The sequence below is a fragment of the Rahnella rivi genome (genome assembly GCF_019049655.1).
Classification (GTDB): Bacteria; Pseudomonadota; Gammaproteobacteria; order Enterobacterales; family Enterobacteriaceae; genus Rahnella; species Rahnella rivi.
In genome coordinates, this window is the sequence record NZ_JAFMOX010000066.1 from 29,043 (window position 1) to 45,800 (window position 16,758).

Consider the following 16,758-nt stretch of genomic DNA (forward strand, 5'->3'; position numbering starts at 1 on the left):
TTAAGGTTTATTGAATTATAAGTAGGAATAATCCTAGCCTGCCATGTATTATTGCCCTCAAGATAACATTGCTAGTGATATATCATTTTTCTAAATGAATCATAGTGCCTGATGTTGAGTAAAGAGCTGCCAGTCGGAGAAGTATCATGTCGGATGAAATGAAACTCGAATCAGCAGATGGACTGCTTTTACAGGAAATGGCCAGTCTGCGGGATATCATCGATAACAATTCTGACTGGATTTGGGAAGTCGATGCACAAGGACGTTACGTATTTTCCTCGAATAAATGCATCGAGTTTCTGGGAGTCCCGCCTGAAGAGGTTATAGGTAAAACCCCGTTCGACTTTATGCCGCCAGACGAAGCGAAACGTGTGGGCGAACAATTTGCCGCCATCGTTGAACGGCGCGCGCCCTTCGGCGGATTGCTTAACCGTAATATCCGCCCGGATGGAACGGAAGTTATTCTCGAAACCAGCGGTGTGCCACTGTTTGACCCCGACGGCAATTTCCGGGGCTATCGCGGCATCGACCGCAATCTGACCACACTGGATCAGGCTCCCGGACAACGTCTTTTTCAGCTGGAATCCATCTACTCGAACGCGCCTGTTGGGCTGTGCTTCATCGATCTGCACATGCGATATGTGACGGTGAATGACGCCATGGCAAATATTATTGGCCTGCAACCTTTTGAAGCCATTGGCCGCAAAGTCGGTGTTTTCCTGCCCGGCCTGTCGCCGTTGCTCAACAACGCACTGGAACTGGCGCAGCGCAACGAGCATACACCGGACAGAGAATTTTCGGTTCCGGGCAAAAATCAGGTGTTCTTCGTGCGCATTAAAGCCGCTTACGACGGGCAAAATCAGCTGAACGGACTGTCTGTGGCGATGACTGATATCACCAGCCTGAAGCGAATGGAGAAGGCTCTGCGGGAAAGTCAGGAGCATTACCGCAATATGGTCGAGCTGAACCCGCAAATTCCGTGGACCGCTGATCCGCGCGGCATGCTCAATGACGTCAGTTCACGATTTCAGCGCATAACGGGCATGACCCGTCAGGATATTCTGGCCGATAAGTGGATCCAGAGCATGCATGTGGAAGATCGTCGTGGCGCGGTTCAAACCTGGGAACAATGCCTGAAAACCGGTGCACCGCTGGATATCGAAGTGCGTTTTTGCCATGTGGATCGCGGCTGGAACTGGATGCGCATTCGCGCGGCAGCCAGTTATGCACCGGATGGCTCAATCCAGCGCTGGTACGGCACGGCGGAAGATGTTCACGAGCGTAAGCTGCTGGAACTGAAACTGGTCAAGGCTAACCGCCGTCTGGAAATTCAGGCACGTACAGATTCGCTGACCAAATTGCCCAACCGCCGCGAATTCAAAAAAGTGCTCAGTCACGAATACATGCGTTCCAAGCGCAACCGCACGCCGTTGACCGTTGTGATGATTGATATCGATTATTTCAAACATTTCAACGATCACTACGGACACTTATCAGGCGATGCCTGCCTGCGTCTGGTCGCCCGCACATTGCGTAAATCGTTAAAACGCAGCACGGACGTGGTCACGCGATTCGGCGGCGAAGAGTTTGCCGCGATCCTCCCCGATACCGATTTGAAAGGTGCCTGGATCGTCGCGCAGCACATCATGGAATCCATTGAAGCGCTGGGCATCAAGCACAGTTTCAGCGAATTTAACCGGGTGACCATCAGCCAGGGCATTGCGACCTATATGCCCGATCAGGATCCCGGCCTTGACGATCAGTCCGATATCGTCAGCGCTGCCGATGAAGCCTTGTATTTATCGAAAAATAACGGCCGCAATCAGATCAACGCCATGCCGGTTTCTGTAAGATTTAACCCGCTTTAACCTGCTGAAAATGCCGGAACGTCTTACTGACGCACCGGCACTTCTCCTCCTTGCCCTCAGCACGTCTCATGAGATTCATCCCACTTCTTCCCTGCTTGGAAATTTATTATGGCGCTTTTTGTGCTCTCGACTATTCTCAAGTAAGGGCGATCAACTGGTCGTACCTGATCCTGTTCAAATCACTGGCTTTAATCTGGCAAGGAGTACCTGATGGGAAAATCGATTATACGAATTGGCAGTTATGAAATTGATGATGCGCAGTTATCAGCACCTGAAGCAAAAGGCGGCGATAAGGTTCATATCCCCTGCAAATCAGATCCTGATTTATGCATGCAACTGGATGCCTGGGACGATAACACCAGCGTACCGGCGATACTGGATGGCCGTCATTCCGTGTTGTACAAAGAAAAATATGACAAACAGAATGACGAATGGATCATGAGACTGGAGTAACACAGCATGGCGAACGGGACGTTGTTCGCCATGCCGCTATGCGGTCACTTAGCGGCAGCCACCAGTGAAATACCCCGTCCGGCAAAAAAGCGAGAGAATGCATCAACGGACAGCGTAACGTCCTGCTGAGAAGAGATATCGTGGCCGGAAGGATTATGAAACGTTACAGACTGCGCTTCAGCCCGGGTAACAAGAACCAGATGACCCCCTTTATGCGGCGGCATTGACTCAGGTTTACGGATTGACGGATGCACCGACGCGATGAAAAAACGGTGATTTTCCAGCTCACCGGCAATATCTTTAGCGGATATCCCGACTTTCATCTGCGCACTCAGCGATAACTCCTTCCTCACGAACTCCACAAAGGGCGCATAAATCAGGCCTTTGATATTTTCGCCATCCCGCACATAAGCGCCATACGGCAAACTTTTCTGAGTCAGATTTAATATCGGCACTACGTTGCCCGACGTTGCTGCCAGTACCATTTTCAGACAGCACATTCCGCAGACATGGTTAGCCCACTCGATAAACTCTTCCTGTGAAGATGCCCCTGATTCACGCCATAGCGTCACTTCCGACAGCGAAATCTCCCCGGCAATGATCCCCGCAGCAGCATCAGGATCTTCCCATTGGCTGAAATAAGGGATCACAGATTGGGTAGAAAATGCATTCTGAAAAGCAGACTTTGCAGACATAACTGTTTCCTGAACGGGATGCGGATGAACAAGAGGGAGAATAGCTGAGTGATGGAAATTCAGGCCCGTAAAGGGCCTGAACGGAAAATATTAGAATTTTTCCACCAGCTTAAATTTCATCAATAACAGCGGCATGGTGGGCTCAAACATTTCATACTCTTCAAAGAAACGCTGATGCTCTGTGCGCCAGTAGGCCAGCGTACGGTCGCCTTCACCTTCTTCCCAGGCGTGTTGCTCAGTCACCTGGTCGAAAGGCACCTGCTTCACGTCAGTCAGCTGAACGGCGCAGACCGGATTGTTGCGGCCATCAACCACAACAAAGATCTCACCGGCTTCAGGCTCCGGGTCATCGTCGAGGTTTGAACAGGTCGCTGTTTTTGTGCCGTCGATAACGCGCTTTGCCAGTTCATCTGCGGATGATTCAGTATCACCAAAAGACCAACGTTCTGCGTCCCTGTATTTCAATGGGATCTGCGGGATCATAATTTATCCTTTCAATTGAGATAGTTCACAACGATTACCTGTAAACATTAGCACAAAAAAACCCGCCGAAGCGGGTTTCAGTCAGAGAAGGCACCGGCTATTTGGTACAGTTTTCTGGCATAACCGGCGGCCACTGTCTTGTACTTCCCGCTGCGTACAAGACCGAAATACCACATTCTTTATCGATACGCGCCAGAGGCTTACCGGTTTTATCAATCATCATCGACATCACCGGCGTCGACACCACGGCAACGCCGCTGTCAAACGGGGAAACGGCACTGAACACCGGCGGAATTGCAAAGTTGCCTTGTGCATCAACAAAACCATAACCCTGATCGATACGCGCAAATGCCAGGCCGTCAACCGGCAATCCTAAATCGGTAAATGAGACACCGTCAGTCGGTTTTCCTTGCGCATCAATCCAGGTTTTCCTGCCGTCCGCGCGGGTCAGCACAGCGTGGCCGTCGGTCATCCGGCTGGCAAAACCCTGAACCGTCAGCACCAGCTTGCCCGTACTGTCAACATAACGGGTGGCAGGCTCATCGTCCTGCGGATCGTAAGAGACAGACCAGGCACTGCCCGTCGGCAGTACCCATTTACCTTCCGGCATGGCGGCGATGCGTGCACCTTTATCATCAATCAACTCAGCACCCGCTGGCGTTGAACGCAACGCGCGCCCCTGCCCGAAAGCAGAGCCTTCGGACACCGGGACAGGCTGAATTTGCCACTCCCCCTGAGCCGTCAGGTAGCCTTGCTGTGGCTGACGGGAAAGCTTCACCCAATCGCCAAGCGCGCTGATATGTGTTTGCTGCTCGTGAAGCTGAACATTTCCTTTGGCATCCAGTAACCAGGACTGACCCGCCGCTGACGTTGCCAAAATGCGGCCATCGCTGAACTGGGTGACGGATAATCCTGCAACAGGGGAAATACGTGTCTGGGTATCATTGCCGATGATTTCAGCGATAGTACTTGATTCAGGTTGATCAGCCACAGCTGGCTGAGTAAGCAACCACAATGCGGCATTGATACGCTTAACCTCCGCATACTTTGGCTGGACCAGCACTTTACCCTGAGCGTCGACAATGCCCCATAAACCGTCTGGCATCTGTACTTCAGCCTGATTATTAGCGAAATTGCCGACACTTTTGTACGCGGGTTGTGAAATGGTTTTTTGACTGTTCGCGTCAAAAATCCCCCACAGCGCGCCTTCCGCAGCCGTCTCATGGTAACGGAACCAGCCGTTGCCCACAGATTCCAGCTCGAACACATCCGGCAGGCCATAGTGTTTGCCAGCGTGATCCATTGCCGTCAGCTTGCCGTCCAGATAATCCAGCGCATAACCGTTTACAAACGGAGAAATATTGTCTTCCGTCAGTGGGATCAGCGTTTTGCCCTGGGCATCCACCACGCCAGTACCCCCGGCGGTTCGCACAATGAACTGACCGACATTTTGGCTGCTGTCTGCAGGCTGTATATCCAGCCATTTGGTTTCAATCTGAAGTGAACCATCTGAACGCAGGAAACCCGCACCGGCTTTGCCCGAATCATTGTCTGGGCGAATTAAGGCCAACGGAGATTGCGCCCCGGCAGGCTCCGAACCGGCGTTCAGGGGCTCAATACGGCTGTCGCCAAGGGCACTGAGGCTTTTCTGATTCAGCAGCGCCTTACCGGCAGCATCAACGACGTTTAACACGTCGCCCTGTTCATCACGTAGCCACAGGCGATGATCAATCACTTCAGCACTGGCGATTTGTGCCAGCCATCCGACATTTTGTGCCCCGCCGATCATGCCGCCGGATGGCGCCACGATGGTGTTCACTTTCTTCTGCTCACCTTTGGTCAGCACTAAAAACTCACCGGTGTTTTGCCCCAGAGGCTGGCTGGCAGCAGGCACCGTCAGCGGCTGTTTGCGCCCTGGAACAAAGACCGTTAACGCTTCTTTGCCCGATGGATTCAGAACATAGTCACCTGACACCTGCAATGCAGACGCCCCGGCTTCGCTAAATGTCGCGATGACAGCGGCTGAATTATCGAGCAACTTAATGCCATCGGCGGTTTTAGCCAGCCAGAATGCGCCGGTTTCTTCACTGACCGTCAGATATTTCTGCTCATCCTGCACACCATCTGCGCGGATAAGCGTAATACCGTCGGCATTTTTAGCCAATGCAACAGCAGGATTTCTCGGGTCGAGCGTCAGCGCCGAATACTGGGGCTCAACACGCCAGGCGAGATTCTCGTCAGCAATGCCATAACCTTTGTTTGCATCAAACGCGATGAACAAACCGCTGGCACCAAAAGGCTCGACGATCTCCATTTTGTCCGTCGCGACATGCCGGACACCGTCCGGTGACAGCAAGACACTTTTAAACGAAAGCTGCAAACGCGCAGGAACACCGTCAGTCAGGGTTGCTTCATCAACTAACTCATCAAAAGCTTTACCGGCCTGCGCTCCTTTGCGATCAATCAGTTGCGGTTTGCCCGCGAGCGTCACCACAGCCAGACCCGACTGTGTGAAAGGCTGCACGCTGTCGAAAGTCGGTTGTATCAGCCAGTTGCCGGTCGTATCAATGAAACCCCATTTGCCCTGCTGCTTCGCGGCGGCGGTTCCGTAATGATAATCCCCGACGTCATCAAAGACGGGCTTGATCACCAGTTGGCCCTTGTTGTCTAAAAAGCCCCAACGGTCACCGCTTGCGTTCTCTGATGGTAAGCGGACGGCGGCCCGCCCTTCGTGAACATCACGCAGGCACAGATTCTGAACCAGAGGCTGCGCATTACGCGCCTGCATTTCAGCCTGAGCCGAGGGTAATGGTGCGAAACAACTGTCGGATTCTGCCGCCATCGCGGGAATTGTTAGTGTCAATAAGGCCAGCGCGCTTGTGGTATGAAACGCACCGAAAAGTGCGCGATGTAACCTTGAAGGTTTACTAACAATCATTAATTGCCTCCGTTACTGCAAGAAGGCGCTTTGGCTGGCCAGAGATAGGCACCTTTCGTATCAACAATGACACGCTGATTGCAGCGCACTTGTATCTTCGCCTGAACGGCACCCTCAGCGTTCAGCAGACTGACCACGCCCTTACCGCCGGCCCACGCATGTTTCTCACTGAAATCGCCTGCCCAGTTAAATTTAGGCAACACTGCAAACCGGCCTGTAGGATTGATGTAACCGAACAAATTACCGTAGGTCGATTTTTTCATGGCGGCGGCGAAATTGTCATTCATCGATCCCACCTGATCAAAATAGGCGCCGATCAATTTTTTACCCTGCTGATCCACAAACCCGAACAGGCCTTTATTGTCTCGCATTGGGATCACGCCTGAGCTCGCTTTATCTGCCAGCAGACTGTTGAGCCCTGAGAAGCGACGGACTTCATTGCCATCGTTATCGAACAGTACCGTTTCACCGGTAGCGTCATCGTTCATTGCCAGACGAACCAGTGAATTCAGCGGTTGTGCCTGGTCAAAACCATCGAGCGGAACGCCGCCGTGATCGTTGATGAGCGTTGTGTTGTTATCACTTACCCCACGGCTCCAGTTGAGTGGAGAAATGAAGTTAAACTCTGCGGTATACAGTGGCGGGATCTGCCATTCACCCTTGCCGTTAATGGCGCCGAAGTGCGCCGAGAAATTCAGCATCACCCAGTCACCTTTAAACGAGCTTGAGGATGCGACAATGCCTTTGCTCAGAGGTGCACGGCCGGCATCATCGATTAAGGACACGCCACCTTCCGACGGCTTAATCAGCCAGTGATTTTCCCCAACCCGTTGCGGACTGGCTAGCAAGTCAGTGGCCATCGCCTGGCCACTTTGCGCATTATAAAGGGCGAAATGACCGGTCACTGCACCGCGTTCACCGGGCTGATCGTTATCAGAGAAGGTAAACATCCCGTCACCCACATACTGAGGTTTGCCGCTGAGGCTGGCATCCGGTGCAATTGCCCAGGTTCCATCAAGATTAATCACGCCCCAGCCAGCATCTGTTTTCGCCAGCGCATAACCGTCGTTGAAGGATTCAATTTGCAGGTACTGAGGGGCAGCTTTGATGCTTTTGCTGGCAATATCCCAAAGACCCCAGCGCCGTGAATCACCTTCGCCTACCGCGTAATACAACATGCCGGCAGAAAGACGCTGGGCATTCTGTTGAATATCCGCTGGCACATCAACCGCATTGCCGTTGTGGTCGATTAAACGACGAGTCTCTGCTTTGTTGCTGTCGTCCACGGCCCAGGTGTAATCGCCGTTAAACGGGCTGATTTGCGAGTACACCGGCTGGATAACCCATTTCCCTGCTGAATCCACCGCCCCTGTTTTTTTGGTTTGAGTATGGATGATCAGTGGTGACTGAGAGATTGCATTATCAATGGATGCCCACTGCGGGTCCGAGAGCACCGCGCCTTGCGAGGTTAAAATGGCGGGTGGTCTGGCGGCATCTGATGAAGTCAGCACAGCCCATGGCAAAGTCCGCGAGGCATCCTGACTCTCTGAGGGTAATACCGGCGCATCATCCGTCATGACGCTGGTCGCCAGCGGTTGCAACTGATAATCCTTTAACGCCGCGAGCGTGGCATTATTGAGCAGCGCTACGCCGTTATTGTTATAGATTTGTATAACCTGCAGCGATTTACCTTCGTTTTGCGTGACCCAAAGCCGGTCACCCTGCTGTAATAACTGAGGTTTGTTGGCTTTCACCGAGACGATTTGATTATCGGCGCCGATAATGGTGACGCCTTTACTGCCTTGTCCGATAATGGCATTGCCCCAGACGAGGACGTTTTCAGCCTGATCGGCAGCGATATCCTGCACTTTTTCAAGCTTGCTGCTAAGCAGTTGTTTGCCGTTATCGTTCAGGGTCACCAGCCAACTACCAGATGACAGCGGGCGGACAGATTTGTACTGCTCTTTGCTCAGGGAAACACCCTGACGATCAACAAATGTCCAGTCGTTCTTCGTTTTCACCGCAACCACATTGCCGTTAAGCACAGGTTCGTCGCGGGTTTTCAGGATCATCGGATCAATGGCCCATTGACCGTTCTCGTCCAGATAACCCCAAAATCCGTCAGTTGCAGTATCACGTTTTTTCGCGGGAATAAGCCCCGATTGCGGTAAATCGAGGGCCATCACGTCATCAGGCAATGCAAGTGATCGATCGGTGGCGGCATTCCATAACGCCGGTGACACCTGAACCTGTACACTTGCCAGCGCCTGACCCTGCGTGAATCCTTTAGTGTCTGAAGAGGCAGCAAAAGGTAGGGTTTTGATGACTTCACCTTTGCGGTTAATCATCGCCAGTCGATTATCAGTCACGACCAGAGCGGTTCCCAGAGCATTGAAATCGGTAGCGCGGGTAAAGCGCGGCTCAATCGCCCAGTTGCCTTTTTTATCGATATAACCGAACTTATCGCCCTTTTTGACGGCGGCGACATCATTAACAAATCCGCTGACTTCGCTGAAGGCGGGTTTAATCACCATATGTCCGCTGGTATCGACATAACCCCATAAAGGTTCACGGGTCAAACTCACCTGAACCGGGGAAAGCCCCTGCTGGAAAGGTAACTGGCAATCTTTTGCCGTATTGGCATTGCCACAAGCCCGTAGCAGCGCATCATCCGCTTGTACCGGCAGGCTAAAAGTCGCGTTCAGAATCAACGCTAATGCACTGAAATTTCTGAAGTGTTTGAATGTTTCGGAGCAAATCATCCGATGCCCTTATGACTGAATGAGATAAGAAAGTGTAGTGCACACTCTTTTCTTGACCCGCTAAACAAGCGAGTTAGACGGTAAAAAATCCGATAAGAATCAATTTCAAGCGTGCACACATGCCAGACCTATAGGGTGTCAGCTTGCGAAAGAAAAAGCAGCTATTTTATTACTCTGTAACGAATGAATATTGGCAGTCACTGACGTTCACGATAACCGATGAATGTTACCGCCCCGCTTGCTTCTTTACCCTTTCTTAACCGTGAAAACACATGACACCTTTTTGATGAAGTTTTAAGCACCCTTATTTACAACACATCGATGACTCATTTGAATATCTGATGCGCAATCTCATAACTATTGATTAAGGTCATTATTTCGCCACCTGCAGTCTGCTTTTATAAGTTACAGAACGTTGTGTGACTTACATCACTCCAGAGAGTCCGGCGTAAACCCTGGCAGTGTTCAGTTACGGCGTATTTCAGATACATCACTTTATATTGAGGGACAGTCATGCCAAATGTGCGAGCCAGATTAAGTCTTTTTGGGGGCGACACTGTCGTCATTCGTTGTTCAGAGAAATGCCATATCCATCTCATGTGCGAAAATGACACGGAGCAACAGAACCGCCACTCAGGTTTCGGCGACGTACTGACGGTGAAAGATCAAAACACGGCCTATGTCGGCATCCCTTATAAAGGTATCTGGAATGTCCTCATTGATTCTCAATGTGACTCCCTGGAACATTCGATCACTTACCTCCCTGCCTGATTTCTCAAGCCCTCTTAAATGAATGCCTTTCTGGCAGGTCACTTTTCGCCTGCCAGATATTTCTAAAACCCCCTCCCGACTGTCCAGAGCGCAAATCATTTTTTGGACGACATCACGTAAAATACTTTAATCCGTTACATCAATTACATAGCGGTATTGAATTGAACATTCCAGATATTGAACAAACCTTATCAGAGGATTTATTTAGTGATTGCCAGCCCAGATTTGGCATTGCATTCTGTCTGAAGTAACCATGTGGCACCGGTCACGTAGACCGGATATCTCTCAGGCACAGACAGATACTCATAATGACTCATAAAACACTTTGCACCATCGCTGACGTCGCCGATCTCGAGCCGGGACTGCGAGAAATTCGCCAACACCTGCATCAACATCCTGAACTTTCTAACGAAGAAACCGCGACCGCTGCGTTGGTTGCGGATAAATTACGTGCGCTGGGCTATCAGGTGACCACGGGCCTGGGGGGACACGGTGTGGTCGGTTCGCTGACGTCGGGTTCCGGGTCGCGCAGCATCGGCATTCGCGCAGATATGGATGCATTACCTATCGCTGAACGAACTGGCGTGAGTTATGCGAGTCAGTACCAGGGAAAAATGCATGCCTGCGGTCACGACGGACATACCACCATGTTGCTGGGTGCGGCGGAACAGCTGGCCCGAAGCAAGAATTTCTCCGGCACCGTACATTTGATTTTTCAGCCTGCGGAGGAAATCGGCTTTAACAGCGGTGCAGAACGCATGCTGGCAGAGGGGCTGTTTGAGCGTTTTCCGTGCGACGCCGTTTACGGCCTGCACAATCATCCAGGCTATCCGGTTGGGAAAATGATGTTCCGCTCCGGGCCTTTCATGGCGGCCTGCGATACGGTGAACATCACTATTCATGGAAAAGGCGGGCATGCTGCACGGCCACATATGGCCGTAGACCCCATTCTGGTTGCGGGCAGCCTGGTGGTTGCTTTGCAGTCGATTGTGTCACGTAGCATTGATCCTAACGAAACGGCGGTGGTCACCATCGGTTCACTGCATTCAGGCCATGCGTCAAACGTTATTCCTGAAACTGCTCGGCTGGAAATGAGCGTTCGCTCATTCGATGCCGGGGTTCGTAAGATCCTTGAAGAACGCATCCGCACGTTGGTTGAACATCACGCAACAGGATACGGAGCACGGGCGGAAATCGAGTATGTTCCGGGTTATCCGGTTTTGGTTAATCACGATCAGGAAACCGCTTTCGCTCTCAGCGTGGCAAAAGAATTGCTGGGGGAAGAGAACGTAATAGACAATTTACCCCCGATTTCTGGCAGTGAGGACTTTGCGTACTTCCTGCAGCAAAAACCGGGATGCTTTTTACGCCTGGGGAATGGAGACAGCGCCGCCCTGCACAATCCGGCGTATAACTTTAACGATCAGAGCCTGACATTTGGCGCGGCCTACTGGACGCGTCTGGTTGAACGGTATTTGGCCGAATAAAGTTTTCATCTATTAACGACAAAAACCAAACCAGCGCATGCCAAGGTGAAAATGATTGGCATGCGCTGCATTGTAATCCGGCCCTATCGAGTTTCCGAAGTACGGACAGCTTTCTGAAAACAGTGCATGTATAAACTGTGCTTCATCACCGGATTGCGGCCATTGCTTTAAGACTGTCAGTTGCCGGCCATCTTTTAAGCGAAATCCGGCGATATCCAGCGCTTCAGCGGTGGCATGCTCACTCAGCCGGGCATCAGGTTTGCTATAGATATTGCGACAGGCATAACTGCCTAAATGGTCGATGCGTGTAAGCGGTGAACCCAATTTCTCTGATGCCAGCGGTTTGGCAACCTGAGAAACATACATCGCGCTACTCAGGGCCAGACGACAACTCGCCAGATAACTTGAACTGAGTGCCACATCTCCAAATCCCCTCACCCGCACGGGATTTTCCAGCGGGCACTTTCCCCCCATATTTTCTGCACGAGTAAACTGAATCGCACCGGATGATTGCGCGCGATCAAGCGCATCAAGACAGGCTTGCGGGTTACCGTCGAGACGACGGAGTTTATAGCGTGTAATGAGGTTCGGCGCATCGCTGACAGCCAGTGGCGCGAACGGGTTATAAGCCTGAGGAATACGGTCGCCAAGCCACAGGGCGCAGAGTATGGCGATAATGAAAATAACTATCGTGCCTGTCCAATATCGCATCACATTCCCTTTATCAGGCTTATGTTCCTGTTAAAAAGATAGCGGTTATAAGCTCAATGTAAACCCGCTACTGCACGGGTTACATCTCACCAGGCAAACTTACTTTGCTCTGACATAACCCTACATTCTGTTTGATACCTTAGATTCCGAAGACGAAGTTTCTTCTCCTGTGTCAACCGGGAACTGTCCTTCCCGATGTGTAAGACCCTCGCTTTACCCCTTTCAGCCCGCCCCGAGCGGGCTTTTTTTTTGTCCTCAACACGGTCACTCAACTCTAACCACATCAGGGTGCCGTTCACTCGCTGCCTCATGAAAAATATCCCCAAGCCAGCCGGGGATCTCACTCTCAGTCATTTCATCAGGAATGATAATTTCATAAAGCCGCGAGAACTTTCTTTCGGTGATATCCACGCGAAAAACCTGCCAACCCTCAGGCACTTTTAAAACCCCGAGGTATCTCCCGAAAACATTGTAAATCAACATGCTTCCTCCAATCAGATTCAACCAGGTATGGTTTCAGTAAAGCATAGCTTTGCGAAGCTGTTAATCATCGAGGAGCTTGCAGTAAAGGAAATAGGGTGCGGAGAAGATTGAGTGATCTCCTTCTGGCAGCTCTGCAAGCATTGAGTGCATGATTTCACATGGTGATCGCCCTGCTCACTTCTCCCCGCCATACCCGTGCTGGCGTGGATCACAACGGCTCGCGCAACCGCATCAAAAGCGACCTATAAAGCGGGCAGGCGTGACGGGGATAGCATTGCGCTCTATTAGGAAAATAATTTTCTTTAAGTATTCATTTTTTTAGCCCTTTAAGAACGAGATACAATTAGAAGAGAAAATATTAACATTTCTACACGCTGAAATAATATTCATACTTTTCAACATGAAGGCTTCGTTTATTCATTTTTATTTTTTTAAATCACTAAACATCTCAAGATAAAAATAATATTGCCGATATCATTGTTAGTAAAATATAAAACAGCTGTCCTGGCTGTTATATATATTATAAAAAATTCGCGGCTTTCTCAGGCGCAGTACAGTATCCAACACTTGAGGTATATAAAGTGAGATTCATAAGAGATATAAAAATACGAACAGCATTAATTACTATTCTCGTTACCTTTTCTTTTTTGTGGACTGGGGCATCATGTTTTGCGTTATACTCGCTTACTGAGTTGAAAGGCGAGCTTAGTCTTACTAATGTTCAGCAGCAAAACGGCGATATCATCAATAATGCCAATGCGCAGTATTATCGTGCTGTCACAGCATTAGAGCGTGCAATGATAGGTTTGGATAAGAATGAAAATGAAGTTTACGATCTAGAGTCAAAAGCAGCCCTTATCGAATTAGAAAGTCTTAAAAGTGGACTTAATCAATTTAAAAGCATCAGACATGGAAATCTCGACTCAAACACTGTGAATACTATATATAACAGCTCGTTATCTCTTTTTAACGATGCTTTATCTCCGATGTACAAGTCAGCGATAGAAAAAAACACAGGTGTTTTCCAGTCTTTAAAAAATGATAAGTATCTTCCACTGAGAAGAAATTTTAGTAGTGCCATTGATAAATACAATCAAAAAATAATGACTCTTAATGCTGAGGCAAATCAGAGGATTACTCAATGGGTTCAATGGTGTCAGTATATACTTATATGTGCTTTGGGCGTGAGTGTTGTAATCATGCTAACGAGCGATCGTTATCTAGCAAACTTTCTCGTTAAACCATTAAATATTGTAAAAGCGCACCTTGAATCTCTGGCATCCGGTAAACTTGACAGCAAGCTTTCTGACCAAGGTAAAAACTGTGTAGGCCAGTTAACTCCTTATATTAATAAGATGCAGACTAACTGGGCTAAAACGGTATACGACATACGCAATAGTGCTGATTCAATTTACAAAGGCTCAAGTGAAATTTCTATTGGAAATACCGATCTTTCATCAAGGACTGAAGAACAGGCTTCAGCACTTGAAGAGACTGCTGCCAGCATGGAACAACTTAGCTCAACTGTCCGACACAATGCAGATAATGCAACTCAGGCGAGTACTCTGGCAGATCAGGCAACTCGGGAAGCAAATCAAGGTGGTGATATAGTTAACGATGTTGTATCCACAATGATAAAGATTAATGCAAGCTCACATAAAATCGTCGATATTATTAGCGTGATCAACAGTATCGCTTTTCAAACCAACATCCTTGCACTTAACGCTGCCGTTGAAGCAGCGCGAGCCGGTGAGCAAGGACGGGGATTTGCAGTCGTTGCCAGTGAAGTAAGAAGCCTTGCACAACGCAGTGGGCAAGCGGCTAAAGAGATTGGAGTGCTCATTAATGAATCGGTCGAGAATATTAAGTCCGGGTCAGAACAAGTTACACTGGCTGGCGGAGCAATGGATAAAATAGTGAGTTCAGTCAGCCGTGTAAATGACATCATGAGCGAGATAGCTGCTGCATCATCTGAACAAAGCAAAGGGATAAGTCAAATTGGTATAGCTGTAGTTCAAATGGACAGTGTTACACAGCAAAATGCCGCACTGGTTCAGCAATCAGCTGCTGCAGCTGCTTCACTGGAAGAGCAAGCACGTCAACTCACAGAAATTGTCTCTGTGTTTAAAATAGAATATGAAGCCCCTCTGTCTTCTTCAACAATTCCCGTTATCAGACCTAATATACGAGAAAAAAACACCTTATTAGCCACAGAAACAGGTGGTTGGACCAAGTTCTAATGTTGGGCTCTTCTCTGAACATATGAGAAGGGCCACTCGCACCACCATTTTCATTTGTATATGTTGTATTTATATATACGAAATAAATTGCTGTTAGAAAAAATCAATCTTTATTAATTAGTAAGTGGCAAGTTTATCGTGTCTGAACGACTGAATAAATCACTCCTATATCAAACTCATAGTTAGCAAATGAAATGATTGTGCATATTGAGTTAATAACTTTCATTCTCTCCTGTAGCGGCCTCAGTTCATTCCATACGAACTCTTGCGCCGCCTGCTCCACCTCCCCAAACCCTCCGTCATTATCAGGAATGATCCCCATTGTCTGCGGCGGTACACGACGCGTACTTAGCAGATCATCACGGCTGGATTTTTTAATGTTAAAAAAATCATCCCCGGTCGCAACTTCACTCAGCGGCAGAATCTGAGTGCCGTCTCTCTTGCCGTTCGGTGCGTATATGATCAGGTTTGGGAAATAGCCCAGGTCTTTTGTATCCCTCATAGCCTTGCGCATTGAGTCAATATCACTGCTGCTTTAAGCAGCCAGGCAGAGTTCAGCGCCCTCAGGTATTCCGGCAGACAATAAATCTCCTGGTCAATATCTGGCTCGATCAGATGAAAGATGCTGCCTGCTGTGAACTGATGCGGCTCTTTCCATCCCTGTACAAACATGTACGTCCCCTCTTCCACTCGGCGCCGCATATATTTAGCCGGCGCGGCCTCAAAGCGCATCGGTTCGCCAGGCTGGTTACGGATCATTTCCAGATACGCATTTCTGAACACCAGATAGCCCAGCGCAAATTTGCTGAACTCCTGCTGGCTCAGCGGTGGATGCGGGATATTACTTAGGCCGCAGTCAGTGAAACCGTTTCACTTTGGGACTGATGACCATGGAGTGCATCACCTCGTTTATCTGTTACTGAGTCGCGGCCTTTCTCGCCTGGCTCGGCGCAATGTCACCGCAGGATATCGCCTTTCTGGTCGGTGCCGTCGTCCGTGTCGCTACCTTTCTGGTGAACTGGTATTACTGGCGCAAAACCTATCGCCTGCTGAAAGCTATGGGCGTCAGAGGGGACATTAATGCAGCCATCAATCGTTAGACGCTGCACCGTCGCCGTCGTACTGGCGATCGTCGCCCTACTTCCGCAAACGCCGACGCTGAAAACGTCCGCCGCCGGTCTGGCACTGATCGCTGATTTTGAAGGCTGCCGCCTTACCGCCTACCAGTGCAGCGCGGCGTCTGGACAAACGGCATCGGGCACACCGCAGGCGTGAAGCCTCAGACGCACATCAGCGAACGGCTGGCCGTAAAGCCCTGGCCTCTACCATTGCAAAGCGTCTGCGCAAACATCAGCAGCAGCGCATTAAGCGGCAGGTCACGCCGGAGGGGCGGCCGTTCGCCCCGCGACGGGTGCAGCCTCTGCGACCGAAGAAAGGCCGCATCAAGCGGGAGATGTTTGCCAAACTGCGCACGGCTAAATACATAAAGGCCAAAGGCACGGACAAAGACGCAGTGGTGGAATTCATCGGTCAGGTTCAGCGCATGGCGAAGGTGCATCAGTTCGGGCTGCGGGATCGCCCATCGGTCAGGGCAAAAGAAGTGCAGTATCCGGCGCGCCCGCTTTTAGGGCTGAACGCGGAGGATATGAAAATCGTGGAAGATGAATTGCTAATACTTATTGGCTCAGGCTTAACCTGACACAACTGCGGCACAGAGCCAAACCTAATCAGATAGGCAGCTCTGTGCTAAGAGCGGGTATTGAGAGCATAGCCAGTGTTAATTTCTCGGAAAAGGAGATATTATCCTTAATAGCGTTTTTGGTTCCAAGTCACGTATTGCATCCCTTTATCAATAATACGAAGCGAG

General features: G+C 49.9%; 12 protein-coding genes and 3 pseudogenes. 8 read left to right on the top strand and 7 right to left on the bottom strand.

Going from position 1 to position 16,758, the window contains the following annotated elements; genetic code table 11:
• Positions 1-146: 146 nt before the first annotated feature.
• Complete coding sequence (locus J1779_RS21155) at positions 147-1,868, top strand: sensor domain-containing diguanylate cyclase (RefSeq protein WP_217204688.1); 1,722 nt, start codon at positions 147-149, stop codon at positions 1,866-1,868.
• A gap of 210 nt (positions 1,869-2,078) precedes the next feature.
• Entirely contained in the window at positions 2,079-2,321 is a 243-nt protein-coding gene (locus tag J1779_RS21160) for a DUF1480 family protein (RefSeq protein ID WP_217204689.1), read from the top strand.
• A 44-nt stretch (positions 2,322-2,365) separates the two neighbouring features.
• On the opposite strand, the gene J1779_RS21165 is transcribed toward J1779_RS21160, so the two are convergent.
• From J1779_RS21165 to J1779_RS21180, 4 genes are all read right to left on the bottom strand, one after another.
• The gene (locus J1779_RS21165; RefSeq protein ID WP_217204690.1) at positions 2,366-3,016 is read right to left on the bottom strand and encodes a hypothetical protein; all 651 of its coding nucleotides are present in this window, start codon (positions 3,014-3,016) and stop codon (positions 2,366-2,368) included.
• Between the two features lie 90 nt (positions 3,017-3,106).
• Positions 3,107-3,499, bottom strand: coding sequence for an ASCH domain-containing protein (locus J1779_RS21170; RefSeq protein ID WP_056779198.1), 393 nt, complete (start codon positions 3,497-3,499; stop codon positions 3,107-3,109).
• 97 nt (positions 3,500-3,596) lie between these two features.
• Complete coding sequence (locus J1779_RS21175) at positions 3,597-6,362, bottom strand: WG repeat-containing protein (protein WP_238485247.1); 2,766 nt, start codon at positions 6,360-6,362, stop codon at positions 3,597-3,599.
• Between the two features lie 74 nt (positions 6,363-6,436).
• Positions 6,437-9,199: a WG repeat-containing protein gene (locus J1779_RS21180; RefSeq protein ID WP_217204692.1), complete on the bottom strand. Its 2,763-nt coding sequence runs from the start codon at positions 9,197-9,199 to the stop codon at positions 6,437-6,439.
• Between the two features lie 513 nt (positions 9,200-9,712).
• Between J1779_RS21180 and J1779_RS21185 the strand changes: the two genes are divergently transcribed.
• Positions 9,713-9,970, top strand: coding sequence for a DUF1883 domain-containing protein (locus tag J1779_RS21185; RefSeq protein WP_056779210.1), 258 nt, complete (start codon positions 9,713-9,715; stop codon positions 9,968-9,970).
• Between the two features lie 308 nt (positions 9,971-10,278).
• Positions 10,279-11,457, top strand: a complete 1,179-nt coding sequence (locus J1779_RS21190; RefSeq protein WP_217204693.1) for a M20 aminoacylase family protein — start codon at positions 10,279-10,281, stop codon at positions 11,455-11,457.
• A 12-nt stretch (positions 11,458-11,469) separates the two neighbouring features.
• Here J1779_RS21190 and J1779_RS21195 read toward each other — a convergent pair whose 3' ends face one another.
• Entirely contained in the window at positions 11,470-12,168 is a 699-nt protein-coding gene (locus J1779_RS21195) for an extensin-like domain-containing protein (protein ID WP_217204694.1), read from the bottom strand.
• A gap of 264 nt (positions 12,169-12,432) precedes the next feature.
• Complete coding sequence (locus tag J1779_RS21200) at positions 12,433-12,651, bottom strand: DUF7661 family protein (protein ID WP_056779223.1); 219 nt, start codon at positions 12,649-12,651, stop codon at positions 12,433-12,435.
• Between the two features lie 581 nt (positions 12,652-13,232).
• Here J1779_RS21200 and J1779_RS25740 point away from each other — a divergent pair.
• On the top strand, positions 13,233-14,891 hold the full coding sequence (locus J1779_RS25740; RefSeq protein ID WP_217204695.1) for a methyl-accepting chemotaxis protein: 1,659 nt from the start codon (positions 13,233-13,235) through the stop codon (positions 14,889-14,891).
• 133 nt (positions 14,892-15,024) lie between these two features.
• On the opposite strand, the pseudogene J1779_RS21210 reads toward J1779_RS25740, so the two are convergent.
• A pseudogene (locus J1779_RS21210) lies at positions 15,025-15,731 on the bottom strand (phage portal protein); the annotation flags it as partial.
• Positions 15,732-15,781: 50 nt separating this feature from the next.
• Here J1779_RS21210 and J1779_RS21215 point away from each other — a divergent pair.
• From J1779_RS21215 to J1779_RS21225, 3 genes and pseudogenes are all read left to right on the top strand, one after another.
• A pseudogene (locus tag J1779_RS21215) lies at positions 15,782-15,991 on the top strand (HP1 family phage holin).
• Positions 15,972-16,198 (top strand): annotated as a pseudogene (locus tag J1779_RS21220) (glycoside hydrolase family protein); the annotation flags it as partial. The pseudogenes J1779_RS21215 and J1779_RS21220, both read left to right, overlap by 20 nt.
• Before the next feature lie 8 nt (positions 16,199-16,206).
• Positions 16,207-16,590, top strand: a complete 384-nt coding sequence (locus J1779_RS21225; protein WP_238485266.1) for a phage virion morphogenesis protein — start codon at positions 16,207-16,209, stop codon at positions 16,588-16,590.
• The last annotated feature ends 168 nt before the right edge of the window (positions 16,591-16,758 follow it).

Bases quoted from the DNA above. Each gene is read 5' to 3' on its own strand.
- J1779_RS21200 (WP_056779223.1), bottom strand. From the start codon at position 12,651: ATGTTGATTTACAATGTTTTCGGGAGATACCTCGGGGTTTTAAAAGTG.
- J1779_RS21165 (WP_217204690.1), bottom strand. From the start codon at position 3,016: ATGTCTGCAAAGTCTGCTTTTCAGAATGCATTTTCTACCCAATCTGTG.
- J1779_RS21170 (WP_056779198.1), bottom strand. From the start codon at position 3,499: ATGATCCCGCAGATCCCATTGAAATACAGGGACGCAGAACGTTGGTCT.
- J1779_RS21160 (WP_217204689.1), top strand. From the start codon at position 2,079: ATGGGAAAATCGATTATACGAATTGGCAGTTATGAAATTGATGATGCG.
- J1779_RS21195 (WP_217204694.1), bottom strand. From the start codon at position 12,168: ATGCGATATTGGACAGGCACGATAGTTATTTTCATTATCGCCATACTC.
- J1779_RS21185 (WP_056779210.1), top strand. From the start codon at position 9,713: ATGCCAAATGTGCGAGCCAGATTAAGTCTTTTTGGGGGCGACACTGTC.
- J1779_RS21180 (WP_217204692.1), bottom strand. From the start codon at position 9,199: ATGATTTGCTCCGAAACATTCAAACACTTCAGAAATTTCAGTGCATTA.
- J1779_RS21190 (WP_217204693.1), top strand. From the start codon at position 10,279: ATGACTCATAAAACACTTTGCACCATCGCTGACGTCGCCGATCTCGAG.
- J1779_RS21155 (WP_217204688.1), top strand. From the start codon at position 147: ATGTCGGATGAAATGAAACTCGAATCAGCAGATGGACTGCTTTTACAG.